The following is a 19,984-nucleotide window of genomic DNA, read 5'->3' as shown; positions in this document are numbered from 1 at the left end:
TCCAGCTCACCGTCGAGCGGACCCCGGCTCCCGGGCAGCGGCGGAATCCCGAACTCGAGGCCACCGTCGACCAGGACAGACAACCGGCACAGCCGGGTGGCGTGGAGCCTCAGCCGGCGGACCAGGCGCGACCCGTACAGCCTGAACGATCGCGTGCAGCAGACCCGGCAGGCGAAAGAAACGCCCAACACCTCGCCGACGCCTACCAGGACTGGATCACCGCCTTCGGATTCGAGCCCAGCAGCGCGCAGTTCGCTCTGTGGCTCCAAGACCAGTACGGCATCGCCACCGCGGCCGGAGAGCCACTGTCGGACGAGCAACTCGAACCCCTGCTGCGGCTCCTCAAACAGCGGCACTCGCCCGCAGCCGAAGCCCATGAGTGGGCCGAACCCCAAGGCGCGCAGGACGCGGACGACGGATGGAGGTGGGGCGACTACTTCTACAACGCCTGGCTCACATACGCATCGGAACACGGTTCCTCTCCCGATGCCGTCGCGTTGGCCGAGTACGCGTATCAGCGTGACGGCATCACAGGAGCAGCAGGCCGGCCCGTCACGGCAGCGGAACTGCAGGACTACGTCGCTGAATTCCAGGACCGGGAGTACGGCATCGGCGAGCCCGGCTCCGCCCCGTCAGCTGAAGGCGAAGAGCGGGCCGACCCCACCGGGCGGCTGGAGGAGGAGTTCCTGGCGGGCAGAGGGGCCGGACAGGAGGCCGTAGCCGCCGGTGCCCAGGCTGCCCAGGGGCAGCGTGGGCCCAGGATCGACGCCACGGTCGACGAGCTGCGGGGCTCCGTCGCGGGAGGGGATCTCACCGTCGTCGACCGCTACTACCTCGCGTGGATGGAATACCAGGCTCAGCACGGTAGCGAGCCGTCCGTCGATGAGTTGTCCGTGTACCTCGCGCAGAAGGGCATGTTCGGCCGGGCAGGCAAACCCGTCAGCCCGTCCACGCTGCGCCGCTATCCGCTCTGGTTCCGTACCTACAACGTCTGGGCCGAGCATCGCGTGCGCACCGAAGAGCCGTCGGCTGACGCTGTTGCGCAGGACTGCGCGGCTCGCGGGATCACGGCCCAGTACAACAAGCCGATCACCCCAGCCCAGATCGGCGAGCAGACCAGCGACTTCGAGCGGCGATGGCACGCGCTCGCCCAGTATCACGCCGACGCCCAGCAGTAGCCGCTCGCTGTCCAGCCCACACCGCGGGTCTCAACATCCTCGCCGAACCGCTGTGGCTGTGGGGCAAGGCGCTGTTCGAAGGCGGCAGAGCAGCGCCCAGCGGACTCACCCTCGACTGCCTCGGGGCTTGGACCGCCCCGCGCGGTCCTTCCGTTGAGTCCACGAGGTGCCAGTGGTCTTTGCGAGCTGGGCACCCTGTCTGACAAGGCATTCACCATGGAGCCCACCGTCTCGATCGCCGCTGTCGGCAACTGCTGCTCCGCGGTTGGCAAGACCCTCGAGGAGCATTTTGTTCTCGAACAGCAGGTCCGCAGTCTTTGGCGGGCTCTCGGCGAAGCTGCCGGGTCTTCTCCCCGGTGATGGAACGTCACCCGGGTTTGCAGGTTGTGGGCGACGGCGTGTGTATCGAGGGTCGCGACGGAGATGAGCACTGCTGTGCGTGTAGTTTAGTTCACTTCTACTTCCCCTGAAGTACGGCAATTTCTCATCTTGTTTATTCGTTTTTCAGCCAGCTGGATCGTCCTTTACGCGCTTTTTGGGTCATGAAAACCTTGAGTGTGACGTGGGGGGCACTGTTGATCTCTCGTGGGTTCTTCTGGCTATGATCCGGGCCTTATTGTGGCGCTTGTGTGATGCATGGGGTGGGGCTGTGGAATCGCACGTGAGGGCTGGAGTTCTGTCTGCGCGGAACTCGCGGAGACGTCGCATGCTGGCCAGGCTGGTGGCCTGGGCGCTGCTTACCAGCGGTGTGGTCCTGGTCAATTCGCCCGGCGCTCACGCGGATGCGGTACAGCCTCAGACGCCGTCGGAGCAGGCTGCGGCGTCCGGTGAGCCGGTCGAGGTGACAAGCGAGCGCACGGAGTACTCGCAGACGTTCGCTAATCCGGACGGCACCTACACGCTGCAGCAGGCGACGGCGCCGCAGCGGGCGAGGGATGCTGCGGGCGGATGGCATGACATCGACACGACGCTGGTGCGCAGGGCGGACGGCTCGATCGGGCCGCGGTATGCCACGGCCCAGGTGTCGTTTTCGGCCGGCGGCGCACAGGACATGGTCCGGCTGGCGCAGAGCGAGCGGGCGTTGTCCGTGCGCTGGCCGGGCCGTCTGCCCGAGCCGTCGCTGGACGGGTCGACGGCCACCTATGCGGATGTGCTGCCGGGTGTGGATCTTCAGTTGACGGCGGTGCCGGACGGGTACCGGGAAGTCCTGGTGGTGAAGTCGGCCGAGGCCGCGCAGAGCCAGGACCTGGAGCAGCTGCAGTTCGCCGTCGCCGGTGACGGTGTGTCGGTGGTTGCGGGGGCCGGCGGTGGTATGCGGGCGCTGGATGCGGACGGCAACGCCGTGTTCACCGGACCGGCCGGGCAGATGTGGGACTCCGCCGGCGACGGCGCCGAGCCACAGCTGCTGACCGCGTCTGCGGCCGGGACGTCCTCCGGGGCGGGGGACGCCGGTACGCAGACGGCCGGCGCCGAGGCGCCGGTGCATCCGGGGGACGGGGATGCGACGGCGACGCTGCCGGTGCAGGTGGACGACGGCAGCATCGCGGTGGCGCCGGATCTGGGGCTGCTGCGGGGCCAGGACACCGTCTACCCCGTCTACATCGACCCGTCGGTGGGGCTCTCGCGTGCGGAGCGCACGGTGCTGTCGTCGGACGGTGACGCATTCTACCAGTTCTCCGGCGACTACGGTGTGGGGCGCTGCTCGAACGCGGACGGCTACTACTGCGGTGACAACTATGTGAACCGCATGTATTTCGAGTTCAGCCCGAGCGTGCTGGCCGGGAAGCATGTCCTGCACGCCACGTTCAGGGCGCACGAGACATGGTCCTTCAACTGCAACCCGTATACGGTCAATCTGGAGCGTACCGGGAACATCAGTGAGGGGACCCGGTGGCCGGGGCCGTCGACTGTGAGCCTGATGGATTCGGCGAAGGTGTCGGCGGGGCGTGGTGACAATTGCAGTCCTTCGCAGCCGGATGCGTGGGTCGAGTTCAATGGCAGTCTGACGAAGAATGTGCAGGATTTCGCGGATGGGAAGTTTTCCCGGCTGACGCTGATGCTGCGGGCGCTGGACGAGAGCGAGCCGCGGGCCTGGAAGCGGTTCGACGACAACGCCGAGGTCACGGTGGATTATGCGCCGAATCCGGGTGTGCCGATCAACGTGGGTGTGATCCCGGGTGTCGCGTCGACGGGTGCACACGGTTACTGCAATCCGGTCAGTGACCCGCTGGTCGTTACGGTGGACCAGCCCACCGTCCGCGCCCGAGTAGAGACGCAGGTCCAGCCGGGCACCAACGACGATCCTGGTCAGCTGAAGGCCAACTACCGCATCGCCCGCAAGCTTGCTGACGGTACGTGGGAGGAGATCTGGGCGGCCGACTCCGAAGGCGGCTATCAGCATGATGGCGCGCTGCTCGATCTGCAGACGACAAAGCGGACGGACGGCAGCACCTACCGCTACCGGGCCCGCACCCAATCCCACTGGTCCTACAACGGCAGCAGCGGAGACTTGTACTCGTCGTTCTCCCCGTGGTGTTACTTCATCATCGACTCCACCGCGCCGAAGGCTCCAACGATCGAACCCAAGGACCCGACCAACGGATCACCGTACGTGGAGTGCACGACGGATGTCTGTCCTGCCAAGGGCGGGCGGGGCGTGGCGGGCACGTTCGTGTTCAAGCCCAACAGCCTGGATCCGGACATCAGCAAGTATCAGTGGGCGCTGTCCGGCCCGAGCGGTCAGGAAGGCGGCACGCACACCGTTACGGCGAAGGCCGATCACACCGCCGAGGTCACTGATGTCACACCGAGCATGGGCGGCACGCACCACTTGAAAGTGTGGGCCATCGATGTCCGCGCACGGACGGGCACGCCAGAGACGTTCGACTTCCAGGTGGCTCTGCCGCCGGGGCCGGTCGGGCGCTGGCACTTCAACGATGGTGCTCCCGGCTCGGATGTGACCACGGCCAAGGACAGTGCTGCGGATGATCCGCAGCACGACCCGACCGCGCCCACGCACAATCTGACGATGCATGACGGGGCCGGTTTTTCCACTATGGCGCGGCGGGGTGATGAGGACACGTCGCTGTGGCTGGACAGCAGCAACCCGGACCTGCAGAAGGCGTACGCCGATTCGAATGGCCCGGTGGTGAACACGGCGCACTCGTTCACGGTCTCGGCGTGGGTGAATCTCACGGATACGTCCACCAGCCGGATGATCCTGACCGAGCCGGGCGCGCAGGCGCAGGCGTTCGCGCTGTACTACTCGTCCTCGACTCGGTCATATGTGTTCCACTACACGGTGACGGACTCGGCGACGCCAGTCTTCGTCAAGTCGGTGGCGACCACCACGGATCCGCCACTGCGGGTGTGGACGCACCTGGCGGGCGTCTACACGGCCGCGACCGATGCGAGCGGTAACCGACGGCCGCAGGACGACACCATCCAGTTGTTCGTCAACGGCCGCGCTCAGGGTGATCCGGTCAACCTGCTGGCGAACGCGCCGAGTTACGTTCCGTGGGAGGCAAGCCAGGGCCTGCAGGTAGGACGCTCGGTGGTGCGCGGCGCGGCGGGGCAGTACTTCCGCGGTCGTATCGACGAGGTCGCAGCCTGGCAGAGCGCACTGTCCGCCGAGGAGGTCGCCGAGGAGGCTCGGACGCTGGAGAACAGCATGCCGGGGGTTGAGCTAGTGGGGGACTGGAACGCGGAAATTTCTACGGGGAGCACGGTCAGCGAGTCCTCTCCCTACCCGATCGCAGCGATGACGCTGTCCTCGGGCGCGCATCTGGATGAGGAGTCGAGCACGCTGGTGGTGGACGGCAGCGGCGGCTATGCGTCGGTGACCGGCCCGGCCATCGACGAGAAGGGCTCCTTCACCGTCTCCGCCCAGGCCCAGCTCGATCCGACCTCCCTCAACGCTAAACCCGACGGCTATCAGGCCCAGATCGCCGGCCAGGCCGGAAGCGGCGGAGTCTCGTGGGCCCTTGCGGTGGTGAAGACGGGACAGGACTCCTACGTGTGGAAGTTCGTGCGCACCACGCCGTCCGGGTCCACGGTGGCCATGTCCGATGTGACGCAGGTGGACGAACTTGCCGACACGATGTCCCCGGTGACGCTGACCGGCGTGTATGACGCGCAGGACCAGGGTGGCCGCATGCACCTGTATGTGGGCACCACACCGGTGGCCGACGGTGACAACAACGCGGTCACCTCACCTCAGCAGGGCAGCGGAAGCCTGTCCATGGGAGGCACGACCAGCAGCAGCTACTTCGCGGGGCGGCTGAACCGTCTGCGGATCTGGGTCGGAGCCATGACCCTCGACGAGGTCCGTGAACGTGTGATCGTCGACGACTGAATCCCGCCGGGCGGGCGAAACGACACAGGCTTCGCCCGCCCTAATGCAGTGCTCGGCAGCCGGTGCGGCTGCACCTCTGATCTTGCCCGTCGTGCCCAGTACGACCCACCGACTCTGACCCCTGCAGGGGGTCTTGATGGAGCTTGGACATGAGACCCATGCCGCTGTTCCGCCGCCGAGCCACCCAGTCCCGTACGCGCCTGCACGGCCGGATAGCCGTCACGGCCGCCTTCGCGCTGCTGCCCGGTCTGCTCAGCCCGCTGGCCGCGGTGGCCGAGCCCGCGAAGCCGCTTGGCCGTCCCGAGCCGCCCAAACAGGTCTCGGTCCAGACGTCCCCCCTGAAGCCGAAGGCGACGGCCGCCTCCCGGCTGATCGCCCGTCAGGAAGCGGCCGACAAGAAGGCGGCACAGCGGGCCCTGCGAGACCAGCACAGCACCTCCGCCTGGCCGGGTCCCGCCACCGTCACCCTCACCGCCCCGGCTTCCGGAACAGCCAAGGCCACAGCTGGATCCCTGCCACTGACCCTCGCCACGCCCACCACCGGCGCCGGCAAGCAGGCCACCGGGGCGAAGAAGGCGGCCCCGACGGTCAAGGTGAGCGTGCTGAGCCGCAAGCAGACCAGTGCTCTGGGTATCAAGGGCGTCGCGCTGTCCGTCACGGGTGCCCCCAGCGGTGGCGCGGCGGAGCTGGGCATCGACTACTCCGCGTTCGCCGACGCCTATGGCGGGGACTGGGCCGGACGCCTGCAGATCCTGAAGCTGCCCGACTGCGCCGTCACCCATCCGGGCAAGGCTGCATGCCGCACCGCGAAGCCACTGCCGCAGACCAACGACCGTGACGGGCAGCGGCTCCGTGCGCGCCTTACTTTCCGCACCACCCGGACTGCGGCACCGAACGCGTCCGCGGCGCCGTCGGCACCCGCTGGTGGGCAGACGATGCTGCTGGCGCTCGCGGCCGGAACGCAGTCCGGTGGCGGCGACTACAAGGCCACCCCGCTGTCAGCGTCCTCCACCTGGGAAGCTGGTGGGTCGTCGGGCACCTTCACCTGGAACTACCCGCTGAAGGCTCCTCCGGCTGCGGCCGGCCCGCAGCCGGATCTGTCGATCTCCTACGACTCCGGCAGTGTGGACGGCCGCACGGCCAGCACCAACAACCAGGGCAGTCAGATCGGTGAGGGTTTCGACCTGACGTCGTCGTTCATTGAGCGGAAGTACGGCTCGTGTGACGACGACGGTCAGGATGGCAAGTACGACCTGTGCTGGAAGTACGACAACGCTTCCCTGGTCCTCAACGGCAAGTCCACCGAGCTGGTCAAGGACGACACCAGCGGCACGTGGCGTCTGAAGGGTGACGATGCCTCGACGGTGACCCGGTCGACGGGGGCGGACAACGGCGACGGCAATGGCGAGTACTGGACGGTCACCACTGGGGACGGCATCCGCTATGTGTTCGGCCTGAACAAGCTTCCGGGCGCGGACACCGAGCGCACCAACTCCACGTGGACGGTGGCGGTGTTCGGTGACGATGCCGGGGAGCCCGGCTACGACCAGGGCAGCGCGTTTGCGAACCGTTCCGTGGTGCAGGCGTGGCGGTGGAATCTCGACTATGTCGAGGACCTGCATGGCAACGCCATGTCGTACTGGTACACCAAGGAGTCCAACTACTACGTCAAGAACGGCGCGAGTACAGCCGCCTCCTACTACATCCGCGGCGGCTACCTCAGCAAGATTCTTTACGGGCAGCGGGCCGATGCCCTGTTCTCCGGCAGCCCGGCCGCCTCGGACGAGGTGTCCTTAACCTATGACGAGCGGTGCATCCGCACCGATACCGGCTGCGACTCCCTGACCGCGTCCACCAGCCCTCACTGGCCGGATGTGCCCTTCGACGCGATCTGCGCGTGGGAGGCGACGGACTGTGATTCCACGGGTCCCGCGTTCTTCACCCGTAAGCGCCTGACCGGCATCACCACCTCGGCGTGGAACGCGGCGTTGTCCCCGAGCGCGGGCTTCGAGCCGGTCGACTCGTGGAAGCTGACGCAGGTCTACCTGGATCCTGGTGAGGTCGGTGATTCCAGTGACCAGTCGCTGTGGCTGCAGTCGATCCAGCATACGGGTGAGCACGGCACGCCGTTGTCGACGGATCCGGTCAGCTTCACCAGCGAGTTCCTCACCAACCGGGTCGACGGCAGCGCCGACAACATCCTGCCCCTGGCCAAGCCCCGTTTGACCGGTATCACGACGGAGACCGGAGCGAAGACCGCCGTCACCTACCAGCCAGCGGACTGCGTTGCGGGCCAGAGCATGCCCCGCCCCGACCAGAACACCCGCACCTGCTACCCGGTGTACTGGCGGCCCAACGGCGGCGACGTGGACCCGGTGCTGGACTGGTTCCAGAAGTACCCCGTCTCGGTCGTCAGCACCACTGACGAGACGGGCGCCTCGGGCACCATCACGGACAGCTACGAGTACTCGGACACGGGCGGCGCCTGGCACTACGACGATGACCCGTTGACGCCGGAGAAGGAACGCACCTGGTCCATCTGGCGCGGCTTCGAGAAGGTCACCCACTACACCGGCCCCAGCAACGGCACCCGGAGCAAGACCGTCGCCGTGTACATGCGGGGCATGGACGGCGACCGCCTCCTCGAGGCCGACGGCAAGACCCTGGACCCCGACGCCCGCCGACGGGCCCAGAGCACCGGTATCAAGGCGCCTGCTCTCACGGATGCCGACCAGTACGCGGGCTTCACCCGGGAGACGGTCACCTTCAACGGCGCCGACGAGGTCACCGGCACGATCAATGATCCGTGGTCGCAAAAGACGGCCACCCAGCACAAGTCGTACGCCGACATCGAGGCGTACTACGTCCGCACCGCCGCCACCCACACCCGCACCCGCGTCACCAGCGGCAGTCAGCCCGCCGACCGCACCCGCACCACCGCCACCACCTACGACGACTACGGCATGCCGCAGACCGTCGAGGACCAGGGCGACGACGCGGTCACCGGAGACGAGACCTGCACCCGCACCTGGTACGCCCGCAACCCTTCGGCGGGGCTGACATCGCTGGTCTCCCGCACCCGCACCACGGCCAAGCCCTGCGCCACCGCGGACAGCGCACTCGACCTGCCGGCCGACTCCATCAAACCCGGCGACGTCATCGCCGACACCGCCACCACCTACGACGCCGACACCGCCTGGACTGCGGACCAGACACCCACCAAGGGCGAGGCCCGGTGGACGGGCCGGGCCAGCGGCTACGGCACCGGTGGTCAGCCGAGTTGGCAGAAGCTGAGCCTCACGACGTTCGACACCCTCGGCCGGCCCCTGATCGTCACGGACACCAACGACACACAGGTCAGCAAGACCACCTACACCCCCATAGCCGCCGGCCCGCTCACGGCTACCGAGGTCGCCGACGCCAAGACCTACGCCACGAAGTCGGTCATCGACTTCGCCACCGGCGCGGCGACCAAGGTCACCGACCCCAACAACAAGATCACCGAGTCGACGTACGACAGCCTCGGCCGCGTCACCCAGGTGTGGCTCGCCAACCGGCTGCGCCTGGCGGGCGCCACGCCGAACTACAAGTACGACTACCACGTGTCCAAGGACACTGTGTCCTCAGTCGCCACCAGCAGCCTGACCCCGACCGCCTCCGGCTACAACACCACCTACATCATCTACGACTCGCTGCTGCGGGCGCGGCAGACCCAGTCACCCTCCCCGTCCGGCGGCCGCATCATCGCCCTGACCCAGTACGACACCCGCGGCCTGGTCAGCTCCGCACTGTCGGACATCTGGGACGCGAACAACCCGCCGTCCGGCAGCCCCGCCACGGTCGAGGGCGGCCAGGCCCCGATACAGGTCGACACCACCTACGACAGTGCCGCACGCCCCATCACCAGCGAGACGAAGGTGCAGGGCGCCCACCGCTGGACGACCACGACCACCTACCAGGGCGATCGCGTCATCCAGAGCGCCCCGGCCGGCGGACAGGCCACGTCGACGCTGACCAACGCCCTGGGCCAGACAACCGAAACCCGGCAGTACGCCAGCCCGGACGCCACCGGCTCCTACAACCACACCCGCTACACCTACACCCCCGGCGGGCAACAGAGGACAATCACCGCCCACGACGGCAGCGTCTGGTCCTACGGCTACGACCTGTTCGGACGGCAGACCAGCACCACCGACCCGGACAAGGGCACCGCCCAGAGCCACTACAACAACCTCGACCAGACCGACTGGACCCAGGACGCCGAGAACCGCAAACTCCTGTACGCCTACGACGTACTCGGCCGCAAGACTGACCTGTGGCAGTCCGACACTACGGACGCGAACAAGCTCGCCCACTGGGACTACGACCAGGCGGCCAAGGGCCAGCAGGACACCGCCACCCGCTACGTCGGCGGCAGCAGCGGAACCAGCAGCCAGGCGTACGTCAAGAAGGTCACCAAGTTCGACGGCCTCTACAACGCCGTCAACAGTGAGCTCACTCTTCCCGCCACCGACGCGCTCGTGGCCGCGGGGGTTCCGCAGACGCTGAAGTTCGACACCTCGTACAACGTCGCCAACCTGCCGTCCGGCATCGGCGATCCGGCCGTCGCCGGCCTGCCCTCCGAGGGCATCGCCCCCGCCTACGACACCCTCGGCAACATCAAGACCCTGGGCGGCACCACCGGCTACCTCCTGGGCGCCGCCTACTCCGAACTCGGCGACCTGACCACCCTCACGGTGGGCATGGACTCCACCAGCTCCGCACGCAAGGCGTACCTCAACTACCGCTACGAGAACGGCACCCGCCGCCTGACCCGGTCCTACGTCACCGACGACACCCACGGCTACATGCCGCAGGACCTCAACTTCACCCAGGACGACGCGGGCAACGTCACCTCCATCAGCGACGCCTCAACCCTCGGCGGCACCAGCAAAGCCGACAACCAGTGCTTCACATACGACGGCTACGGCCGCATGACCGAAGCCTGGACCCCCGACACCGCCGACTGCGCCACGAGTGGCCGCACCACCGCCAACCTCGGCGGCGCCGCCCCCTACTGGACCTCCTACAGCTACACCACCTCCGGCCAGCGCGACACGGAAACACAGCACCAGACCGCCGGCGACCGGACCACCAACTACGCCTACGGCACCACCAACAACCAGCCCCACCCCCTCGACCACACCACCGGCGCCACCACCGCCTCCTACACCTACGACAAGACCGGCAACACCACCCACCGCCCCGGCCCGGCCGGAACACAGACCCTCGCCTGGAACAGCGAGGACAAGCTCGCCTCCCTCACCGAAGGCACCAAGCAGACCGGCTACCTCTACGACGCCGACGGCAACCTCCTCATCCGCCGCGCCACCGGTGACGGAGACACCATCCTCTACCTCGGCGACACCGAGGTACGCCTGACCGTCAAGGGCGCCACCAAGACCCTCACCGGCACCCGCTACTACACCGCAGGCGGCCAGACCATCGCCGTCCGCACCGCAACGGCCGGCACCACCGGCACCAAACTCACCTTCCTCGCCACCGACCCCCACGGCACCGCCAGCCTCACCCTCGACGCCACCACCTGGGCCATCAACAAGCGCTACACCACACCCTTCGGCGCCGACCGCGGCCAGCCCCTCTATGGCCCCTGGCCCGACGACAAGGGCTTCCTCGGCAAACCAGCCGACACCACCACCGGCCTCACCCACATCGGCGCCCGCGAATACGACCCCACCACCGGCCAATTCATCAGCGTCGACCCGCTCCTTGAGGTTGACAAGAACCAGACCCTCAACGGCTACACCTACGCCGTCCAAAACCCCGTCACCCACTCCGACCCCACCGGCATGGGCGTGATGTGCGGAGGACGTGGCGGTTCTCAGGAAGCCTGCGCGCATCGCCCTGACGGGTCCGAGGGAAACGGAAGCCCCAACGACGCCGTTGACTACTCCAAGCCGATTCCGCCTGCTCCCTGCAACAGCAACTGCGGAACAGCCACAGGCAACACTAAAGCCGTTGAGAGTAGGCTCCTCCTACTCGGACCGCAGACCGATGACGAAAATGATCTCCTCAGGTACTGGTACACCTACGCCACTGAGGCGAACGGCGATTACTGGAATACGCCGATAGGCGAAGGCGACAACCTCTCGATGGCCTGCTATGGCAGAGATGGTTGTCAAGCCGCATACAACTACCTGCTAAAGACTGGCGATGTCCACGGCGCCAAGAAAATCGCCGCCACATACTGCGTTCACCATTCCGGGCGATGCGCAAGTAATGCACGCATGGAGGGAATAGTCAGTGACACCTTGCAAGAGTCACTGGAGCTCATCGCATTGGGACTCGGTGGAGGAAAATACGGCTGCAACAGTTTCACGCCCGACACAGAAGTGCTGATGGAGGATGGTAAGACCAAGCCGATCGGCAAGGTGAGACCCGGGGATCGGGTGGAGAGCGCAGACCCCGATGATGGCAGGCATCACGGACCTCACAAGGTCATCGCACAACTGGTCCACCACGACAAGGACCTCGTGGACGTGACTGTCCGCGAAAAGAATGGCCGGCCCGCCGTCCTCCACACAACCTCCCACCACCCCTTCTGGGACGAATCGGCCCACCAGTGGGTTGACGCTTCACGACTCGCGCCCGGCCACATGCTCATCACCGAGACCAACAAACGGGTGAGCGTCCTCAATGTCCGCGCCAGGCCGGGCGACGGCGACATGTACAACCTCACCATCGACCGCCTCCACACGTACTATGTGCTGGCGGGGCAGACTCCGGTCCTGGTGCACAATTCCGGTGGGTGGTGTGGCCCTGGCCTTAGAACGGCAGCGGAAGCCGGTATCAGCCCGAATGATGCCAAGCGAATTCAGAATGCCGCTGATAAAGCTGGGCAGCCAATCATTGTGGTCGGGAGCCGTGCGAACGGAACGCCCAACCCGACATCGGACTGGGATTACATCCTGTCCGGTCCGTCCAGAACTCGTCACAGCGTCAAGAATTCACTGCCGAGAGGCACGGGTGACGGTGAAGGTAGTGGGCGCGGTAGAGACTTCTGGCAGAACTACAATCCGAACCGTCCAGACTATGCGGAGCTGGACCCAAGCAGGCCGTACGTAGTATTTGAGCCCCGGAGCAGGTGAGCACTTGCGAGCATCAGAGCGGATCATCAACGAGGTTGCCCAGGGGATTCGGAGCTTGGACGACGCTGTGGCCTGGTTCTCTTCGCTGGAGCAGGTTGAACAGAGAGCCGTACTGCACGAGGTTGTTCGCTACGCCATGCAGGCCCATGCAACAGTGAACGACGCGCGTGAGGGGCTAGCGCGATCGGGCGTCAAGCCGACCATGACCCCGGCAGTGTTGATTGTTCGAGAGCCGATTCTCGAACAAATGGGGAAGATCATAAATCTGCCCCCCGGTGAGTACGTGAAGTCCATTCGCGTCCTCTTATCCACGTTCGCTGTGGCTGACACGCGACGAAGAGAAACGGAGTGCCGAGGAACTTGTAGCCACGCCTGGCACAACCTGTCGTAGGCGCCAACGTCTCTGGCCTGCCGAGGGGGAAATTGTCGGGGACTTCTGAGTTCGTTCGGGCATGAATTGAGAGCCCTCGCCGAATCGGTACTCGGCGGGGGCTCCCGGGCGTTTGACGGCAACGCTGACGGCAACGTCAGCGGACGAGCGTTGCGGCAGGTGGATCGTTCGGGGGCTCCTCAGTGGCGCCCAGGGCGCCACTCAGGGTGTCGATGGCTTGGCGTTGTAGGCGGAGTCGTACGTGGGCGTAGACACCGGCGGTGACGCCGATGTGGGCGTGGCCGAGGAGTTCCTTGATGACGACGAGGTCGACGCCTTGTTCCAGGAGCAGGGTCGCGGTTGAGTGGCGGAGGTCGTGGAAGCGGATGCGGCGGAGTCCGGCCCGGTCGAGGAAGCTGCGGAAGCGGCGTGTGAGGTTGGCCGGGTCGAGAGGTCGGCCGGTCGGGGTGGTGAAGACGAGGCCGCTGTACTGCCAGGCTGACCCTGCGGTCTCGCGCTCCGTGTCCTGATGCTGTTTGTGCTCCTTGAGGGAGCGGATACATTCGGTCGGGAGCGCGATACGGCGCTCGGACGCCCGGGTCTTGGTGGGCAGATGCGTGAGGCCGCCGGTGCGGGTGCGCTGGAGCGAGTGGCGGATGGTGGCGGTGCCTGCGTTGAGGTCGAGGTCCTCCCACCGGAGGCCGAGGAGTTCACCCTTCCGGAGTCCAGTACGTAGGGCGAATTCGTACAACGCGTGGAGCCGGTCGGCACGGGCCGCGTTGAGGAACTTGCGGGCCTCGACCGCCGTGAGGGGCCGGAAGCGCCTTGTCCGAGGCGTGGCGGCTTTGACGTTCCGGGCAATGTTGCGGGGCAGTTCGTCTTCTCGGACGGCGTGCTCCAGCGCCGACTTGAGCACGGAGTGCACGTAAGTCACGGTCGAGGGGGACAGGAGTTTCTGGCAGCACTCGCCGACCGCACAGCACTGCTTCCGTTCGGTGTCCAGGCCCTGGGCGCAGCACTGGCAGGCGGTGCGGAGCCGGTCGAGGAAGGTGCGGACGTCCTTGGCGGTCAGCCGTGCGACCTTCTTGGTGCCGAGGCCGGGGATGAGGTGGAGGCGGACGCAGGCTGCATAGCGGGTGTGGGTGTTCTCCCGGAGCCGGTGGACTGCGACGCCGTTCAGCCAGTACGTGAGGTAGTCGCCGAGTGTGCTTTCGGCGGTGGCGACGGGCAGGCCCCGGTTGCTGTCGGCGATCTTCTCGGCGAGTTTGTCGGCAGCCTGTCTGCGGGTGGTGCCGTAGACGCGGACGCGCTTGCTGGTGCCGTCGGCGGCGAGGACGTAGCCAGCGGCTTCCCAACGACCGTCCTTGCGCTGGTAGATGGTGCCTTCGCCGTTGGCGCGGCTCTTGCGCTTGGGTGCGGTCATCAGGCGGCCTCTTCGAGGTGACGCTGTATGTAGTCGTCGAGTGCGATGGAGGGGATACGGCGAGCGCGGCCGATGGTGATTGAAGGGAGCCGCCGGGAGCGGATGAGGTCGTAGACCGTGGAGCGGCCGAGCTTGAGCCGGGCCATGACGTCCGGGACGGTCAGCAGCTCTTCGTCAGGCATGGGTGGACTCTCCTTCCGTTCCGGGGGGCGGGTTCGATGGATGCGGCCAGCCAGGCTTCGGCGTCGGAGAGGCCGGTGCCGGCGAAGGCCCAGTGGGCGAGGACGTACGTCGTCTCGGGTCCGTTGTCTGGTGTGTTGGCTGCGGCTTGTGTTCGGCGCCATTCGGACCGACACGGCTCTCCGGACACCCTGAGGCTGATCCAACCTCGCAGTCTCACAGTGAGGTTGGAAAAGCCTCACTGCCGTCTGGGAGAGCGATAGTACATAAGGTGAGCAGCGCGGGAATCTCCCTGTTCTCACAGCAGTGAAGGGAGACCGCGCCGGTGTGCGATCGCTGCGGCTTCGGTCCGGCGCGGAGGCGCCGATGCAGCACGCCCACATCGTCACACAGACCGTCCGCGAGACCCTGAAGGAGTGGCAGACGCGGCCTTCGGTATTGAACGAAGCCGCCGTCCACGAACTCGTCGTCGCCTGCGCCGCACGTGACGTCACCGCCTTGTGGTAGTCGGTAGCCGCATCTGCCTTACAGTGCTTTGCGGTGTGTCGGGCCTGGGCTGTTGAGGAGTTCGTTGATCAGCTGTTCGGTCTCCAGCTCGAGGTCGCAGTCGAGTGCTCGGTTGACGTGTTGGATGCGGGAGATCGCGGTGTGGAGTCCGGACCGGTTTCCGGCTTGGGCTTCGACGCGGAGCCAGTCCCTGTAGAGCAGTTCGGCCGTCTCGTCTACCTCGAGTCCGGTGGCGATGGCCTGACGGGCGGCGGTGAGGTCGTGGTGGGGGCCGGGTGGGGTGCGGTAGGTCGCCACGGTGTGGGCGATGTCGATGATCCGGGTGGTCATTTCCTGTTGGTGGGGTTCGGCCCAGGGTAGGGGGCGGGTGCCGAAGGGGCGGCCGCGTACGAGGGACAGTGCCTTCTCCAGGTCCGGAAGGCCGGCAGCCGCCTGCGGTAGGGCTCGCTCGGCGAGTTGGAGGAAGTGGGTCCAGTCGCAGTGCACGGCGGGGGAGAGGCGGTAGGGGTCCTCGCCGGTGCGGCGGCGTGGTACGTAGGGGTTGCCGGCCGGGTCGTTGCCCAGGGCACGCCGCAGGCCTTGCAGCCGGGCGTTGAGGGTGGCCGGCGACCAGGGGTTGAGCGGGTCCATGTCGGCGCACAGCGTGTCGGCGGTGCGGCCGGGCCGGAAGAACATGAGGGCGGCGAGTTGGGCGATGCGCGGGCCGTGGCCGGTGTTGCCGACCCGGTCCACATCCACTGGTCCCAGCACCCTGATTTCCGGCGCGTTCAGGTCCAGAGCCCCGGCCTCCATGTTGTCGGCCGCAGTGCGGGCGGGCTCTTGAGTCGGTGAGCGTGGAGCATCCGCGCCTTCGGTTTTCACCGGATCCGGCTGCGGCGCCTGCGCGGTTGCGGGGTGGTGCTCTTCGCCGTCGGCGCCGGTGTGGCCGTGATCGGGTGCGCTGGGCAGGAGCGGCAGCGAGGACGGTTCAGCGGAGGCTGCCAGCAGGGCCGGGAACACCTCACCGCCCGAGCCGACTGCGGCAGTCACCGTTCCGGCCGTGGCGCTCGGCTCTTCCTCGTCGGCTGGTGCGGTCGCTGGTTCCTGTGCCCGGTCCGGCTGGGACGGTGCCTCGAGGTCGAGTTCGTGTTCGTGTTCGTGCGGAACGTCCTGCCAGGGACTCTCAGCCTCTTGAGCGGGCTGCCCGGACAGAGTGAGCGCCGCGGTGATCTGCTGGTAGGCGGCATGCTCGAGGCGCTGCACCGTGATCTCGGTGCCGAGGTGGTCGAACGACTGCAGTGTGCTGAGGGAGGCGTTGAGGATCTCAGCTTCGGGGAAGTGCGCGGCCGCCGAGCTCGCCGGGGCGATCAGGGTGACCGGAACCCTGCCCGCCTTGTCGACCACGTCGGCGAACTCCCATGCGGTGTCCGGGTCCATGCGGGCTGCGCACAGCAGCAGATACGGCTGGTTGGCGGTCTCGGGCATCTGGTGGGCTTCCAGCAGCCGCTCGGTCAGATCGTGCAGCGCGTGTGCGGGCTGGCGCATGTGGGAGATCCGTGTGGTGGGCAGCAGTTGTGGCAGGTCCTCGCCGAATCCGATGGTGACGACTTCGACGTCGTTCGCCCAGGGGCTCATGCCCAGCTCCAGGGCGATCGACGTGCACACCTCGGTGATGTGTACCGGGTTGCCGTCCAGCAGCAGGGCGGGCAGCTGAGCGAGGTTGGCGAGCATGAGGTCGCCGGAGGCGGTGCTGCCCACTGTGACGAGGCCGGGGTACGGCGCCGGCACGCTGCGGACTGCGTCTTCGTCCAGGAGGTCAGTGTCGCCGGCCAGGTGCCACCATCCGGCCTGCCCCGCTGTGAACGGCGCCCGGGGCTGCTGGGAGAGGTCTTCCGGGAGCACGTCCAGGGAGCGGGTCCCGATGCGTGCGGCCCGCAGCGCCGGCACCTCGTGGCCGTCCTGCTCGGCCTGGTGTGCGAGGGTGCGCAGGGCCAGGTCCAGGAGTGCGGCACCAGCTGGTTCTGCGGCTGCCGCGAGTTTCGCCTCCGCGGGGGAGGTCTCCGGGGCGATGGCGATGGTCTCGCCGGGCTCGCGGCGGCGGCGCTGCAGCACGCGCCGCACGGCGAGGGCTGCGGTGATCGCGGCGGCCAGGAGTGCTCCCGCGCCCAGCACGGTGCGCAGCCGCAGCGGGCTGCGCGCAGGTTGCGACGCGGGTTCCTGCGAGGCGGCCGTGGTGGGGGAGACGGGGGCCCCGGACGGAGCGGCCGAATCGGTTGCGCTGGTGGTGGGGCTGGAGCGGGATGTCGCCGGCGGCAGCCCGCCCTCGTCGCTTTGACGGGGCTTGTGGGCAGGGCTGCCGGCCGTGTCGCTGGGGTGGGTGGTGGGCTCGCTGGGCGCTGACGACTCCGGTGTGGGCGCGGCGGACGCGCTTGGTGACGGAGTCGACGCGCCGCGCTCGCCGTCCTGCGGGTCGTCCGTGGTCGGGGGCGTGTGCGGTCGGCCGGCCGATCCCTCGGTCTCGTCGTCGGAGGGACGGTCGTGCGGGCGGGACGGGGCGCTGGGCACGGTGACCTGCTGTCCCGCGTAGATGACGTCGGGGTCGGTGATGGCGGGCAGGCCGTGCGGCTGCGGCTTGCCCCGGGTGCCCTCGAACAACTCGGGCCACGCGTCGCCGTCGCCGAGTTCCTCCTTGGCGATCTTCGATAGATAGTCGCCCGAGTGGACCGTGACGACGTGCCCGCCTTTCTCGCCGGGAGCCGGGGTGCCGTCACCCAGCTGCGTACGGGCGCCTCCCGCCACAGTTGTGGTGTCGGGCATCTCGAGGTGCCAGCCGGGCTGCAGGAAGCTGTTCGCGTGGAAGATGGTGCCGTCGGTCATGGTCCGGCCTTCGTTCAGGTCGGCGATCTCCCGCCATCGCTCGCCGTCGCCCAGCTCCCGTTCGGCGATGCCCCACAGGCTCTGCGCGGGCCGCGTCTCGCGCACCGTGTACGTCGTGCGGGGCGCTGGCGTGCTCGCCGCGGATGTCGGAGCCTGCTCGGTATCGTCGGCCTGCGCGGGCTGGGCTTGCCCGGGGAGGCGGGCGGCCGTGGTGGCCGGGGCAGCCTGAGCGTCCGAGGCCAGCGCCGAACTGGTGGGCAGCAGCACGAGGATGCTGCCGATCAGCAGGGCCGCAGTGCGCTGTGAGGCGCCCATCCCGCGTGGAGCATGCCAGGTGCCTCCCCGCAGCTGCGCGGTCAGTTCGCGTACGGCGCAGAACGTGAACTGCGCCCACCCGATCCAGCCCACGCAGGCGAGCAGCAGCAGGAACGCCCCACCGGTGTCCTGCTGGTCCAGCAGGTGCATCAGGTCGTCGTGGCTGGATGCCCAGATGACCGGGGTGACCCACGCCAGCAGCAGAGGCAGCCCGGCGACCGCGGCCGTCAAGGCCAGCAGACTCGCGACGGCCTTGAGGAGCCGGCCCACGGTGCATGCGGCCGCCGCGGCGGGGGAGGGGGTGGTGCGCATCAGTTTCCCCCTTTGTCGGGTGTGGTGACGCCGTGCAGGAGGGTGGCTTTGCCGTGGCCGGTCGCCGACAACGAGCCGATCCCCACCACGGACAAGAACTTTGTGTCGTACGAGCCGGTGACCGTGACGGTGAGGGTCTTGCCGTCGCCGGACACGCTGACCGTGCCGGTGGCACCGGTGGAGCGCAGGTAGGACTGGGCTGCGGCGGCCGCGGCCTGCGGATCCACGACGATCGCCCTCCCGCTGATCGCCTCGGCAGGATCGATGGCCTGCCCGCCTGCCCGGGCGGCTTCGCCGGCGATGTAGTCCGCGCGTTCCGTGGCCCGCATCGTGCTGCCGCCGTCGACGGCGACGCCGATGATCCCGAGTAGCGCCAGAACGCAGACGGCGACGAACACGGTGACGCCCCCGCGGTCGTCCAGCCGCGTCCTGCGCAGGCCCATCCGACGGAAAATCATCAGTCCCCCCGCTGCCTGTACTGATCCACGACCGACGTTGCGGTCGATGTGAGCGTGTGAGCCCCCGGCGTGCCCGGAAGTAGCAGGTCGGAGAGTTTGACCGTGCAGGTCACGGTTGCGGTGACCGTGCCTATCTGCCCCACCGGCACGCTCAGACCGCCGGTGTTGATGCTGACGCTGGTGGAGGCGCAGTGGATGCCCTGGTCGGTCAGCGACTCGGCGGCCGCCGCCTGCGCGGCGCTCTGTGCGGCCGCGGCCGTGCGGTGGATGGAGGCCTCCCGTGCTGCGTCTTCGGCTGCTGCGTCGATCTTCGCGCCGGAGGTGACGATGCGTCCGCCGGCGAGGGCCATACACAGGAACATGATCAGCGCGGGGAGGAGGATGGCAGCCTCGATCGCGGCGCTGCCCTCATCTTCCCGGAACCCGCACGCCCATCGGGCCGTGTGTCGCATGTGGTTCACTCTCCCGGGACGGTGAAGCGTTCCACCGCGCCGGAGGCCGACTGGATGACGTGAAGTCCCGGCACGCCGGGGATCATCGACAGGGCAACGCCGCTGACCTGGATGCGGACCCGTTGTCCGTTGCTGCTGGCGGTGACGCGGTAGTCGTGGAGGCTGTCTCCCGCGGTGCGCTCCAGTACGTTGCGTGCCTGGGCCGCGCCGGCGGCGGGGCTGGACTGGTAGGCGCGGGCTGTGGTGGCGCCTTCTCGGGCGGCGGTCAGGGCGATCTGCCGGGCGTAGTACCACATTGAGGCCTGGATGACGGCCACCGTGGCGAGCAGCATGAACGGGAAGATGATTGCCATCTGGATGGACGTGTCACCGTGGTCGTCGCGCCATCGTCGCCCGTGCCACCAGTTCTTCAGCCGCTGCGGAGCCTGCAT

Annotated in this window: 11 protein-coding genes and 1 pseudogene; 5 read left to right on the top strand and 7 right to left on the bottom strand. The window is 67.6% G+C overall.

Going from position 1 to position 19,984, the window contains the following annotated elements:
* From IEZ19_RS41765 to IEZ19_RS53875, 4 genes are all read left to right on the top strand, one after another.
* Positions 1–1,178: hypothetical protein (locus IEZ19_RS41765; protein WP_229841464.1), on the top strand; the 1,178-nt coding region annotated here is incomplete at its 5' end.
* A gap of 706 nt (positions 1,179–1,884) precedes the next feature.
* On the top strand, positions 1,885–5,532 hold the full coding sequence (locus IEZ19_RS41760; protein ID WP_189316617.1) for a LamG domain-containing protein: 3,648 nt from the start codon (positions 1,885–1,887) through the stop codon (positions 5,530–5,532).
* Between the two features lie 149 nt (positions 5,533–5,681).
* Positions 5,682–12,680 carry a polymorphic toxin-type HINT domain-containing protein gene (locus IEZ19_RS41755; protein WP_189316616.1) on the top strand — a complete coding sequence of 2,333 codons (6,999 nt, stop codon included), beginning with the start codon at positions 5,682–5,684 and terminating at the stop codon, positions 12,678–12,680.
* Complete coding sequence (locus tag IEZ19_RS53875; RefSeq protein ID WP_373297135.1) at positions 12,661–13,071, top strand: DUF5958 family protein; 411 nt, start codon at positions 12,661–12,663, stop codon at positions 13,069–13,071. Before IEZ19_RS41755 ends, IEZ19_RS53875 begins: the two co-directional genes overlap by 20 nt.
* 136 nt (positions 13,072–13,207) lie before the next feature.
* Here IEZ19_RS53875 and IEZ19_RS41750 read toward each other — a convergent pair whose 3' ends face one another.
* The 3 genes and pseudogenes from IEZ19_RS41750 to IEZ19_RS51695 form a co-directional block, all read right to left on the bottom strand.
* On the bottom strand, positions 13,208–14,473 hold the full coding sequence (locus IEZ19_RS41750; RefSeq protein ID WP_189316615.1) for a tyrosine-type recombinase/integrase: 1,266 nt from the start codon (positions 14,471–14,473) through the stop codon (positions 13,208–13,210).
* Positions 14,473–14,655: a helix-turn-helix domain-containing protein gene (locus tag IEZ19_RS41745; protein WP_189316614.1), complete on the bottom strand. Its 183-nt coding sequence runs from the start codon at positions 14,653–14,655 to the stop codon at positions 14,473–14,475. Before IEZ19_RS41745 ends, IEZ19_RS41750 begins: the two co-directional genes overlap by 1 nt.
* Positions 14,648–14,825 (bottom strand): annotated as a pseudogene (locus IEZ19_RS51695) (replication initiation protein); the annotation flags it as partial. The pseudogene IEZ19_RS51695 and the gene IEZ19_RS41745, both read right to left, overlap by 8 nt.
* Positions 14,826–15,019: 194 nt before the next feature.
* Between IEZ19_RS51695 and IEZ19_RS41740 the strand changes: the two are divergent.
* The gene (locus IEZ19_RS41740) at positions 15,020–15,160 is read left to right on the top strand and encodes a hypothetical protein (RefSeq protein WP_189316613.1); all 141 of its coding nucleotides are present in this window, start codon (positions 15,020–15,022) and stop codon (positions 15,158–15,160) included.
* An 18-nt stretch (positions 15,161–15,178) separates the two neighbouring features.
* Here the strand turns inward: IEZ19_RS41740 and IEZ19_RS41735 are convergent, their stop codons facing one another.
* The 4 genes from IEZ19_RS41735 to IEZ19_RS41720 are packed head-to-tail and all read right to left on the bottom strand — an operon-like array spanning position 15,179 to position 19,984.
* Entirely contained in the window at positions 15,179–18,643 is a 3,465-nt protein-coding gene (locus tag IEZ19_RS41735; RefSeq protein WP_189316612.1) for a hypothetical protein, read from the bottom strand.
* Entirely contained in the window at positions 18,643–19,101 is a 459-nt protein-coding gene (locus IEZ19_RS41730) for a TadE/TadG family type IV pilus assembly protein (RefSeq protein WP_189316611.1), read from the bottom strand. The genes IEZ19_RS41735 and IEZ19_RS41730 overlap by 1 nt, the downstream gene beginning before the upstream one ends.
* Complete coding sequence (locus IEZ19_RS41725) at positions 19,101–19,553, bottom strand: TadE family protein (protein ID WP_189316610.1); 453 nt, start codon at positions 19,551–19,553, stop codon at positions 19,101–19,103. Before IEZ19_RS41725 ends, IEZ19_RS41730 begins: the two co-directional genes overlap by 1 nt.
* A 5-nt stretch (positions 19,554–19,558) precedes the next feature.
* Positions 19,559–19,984 carry a TadE/TadG family type IV pilus assembly protein gene (locus IEZ19_RS41720; protein ID WP_189316609.1) on the bottom strand — a complete coding sequence of 142 codons (426 nt, stop codon included), beginning with the start codon at positions 19,982–19,984 and terminating at the stop codon, positions 19,559–19,561.

The organism is Streptomyces brasiliensis (assembly GCF_014647875.1).
Classification (GTDB): domain Bacteria; phylum Actinomycetota; class Actinomycetes; order Streptomycetales; family Streptomycetaceae; genus Streptomyces; species Streptomyces brasiliensis.
The sequence above is the reverse complement of the archived record's forward strand: the minus strand, read 5'-3'. Positions and strand labels throughout refer to the sequence as shown.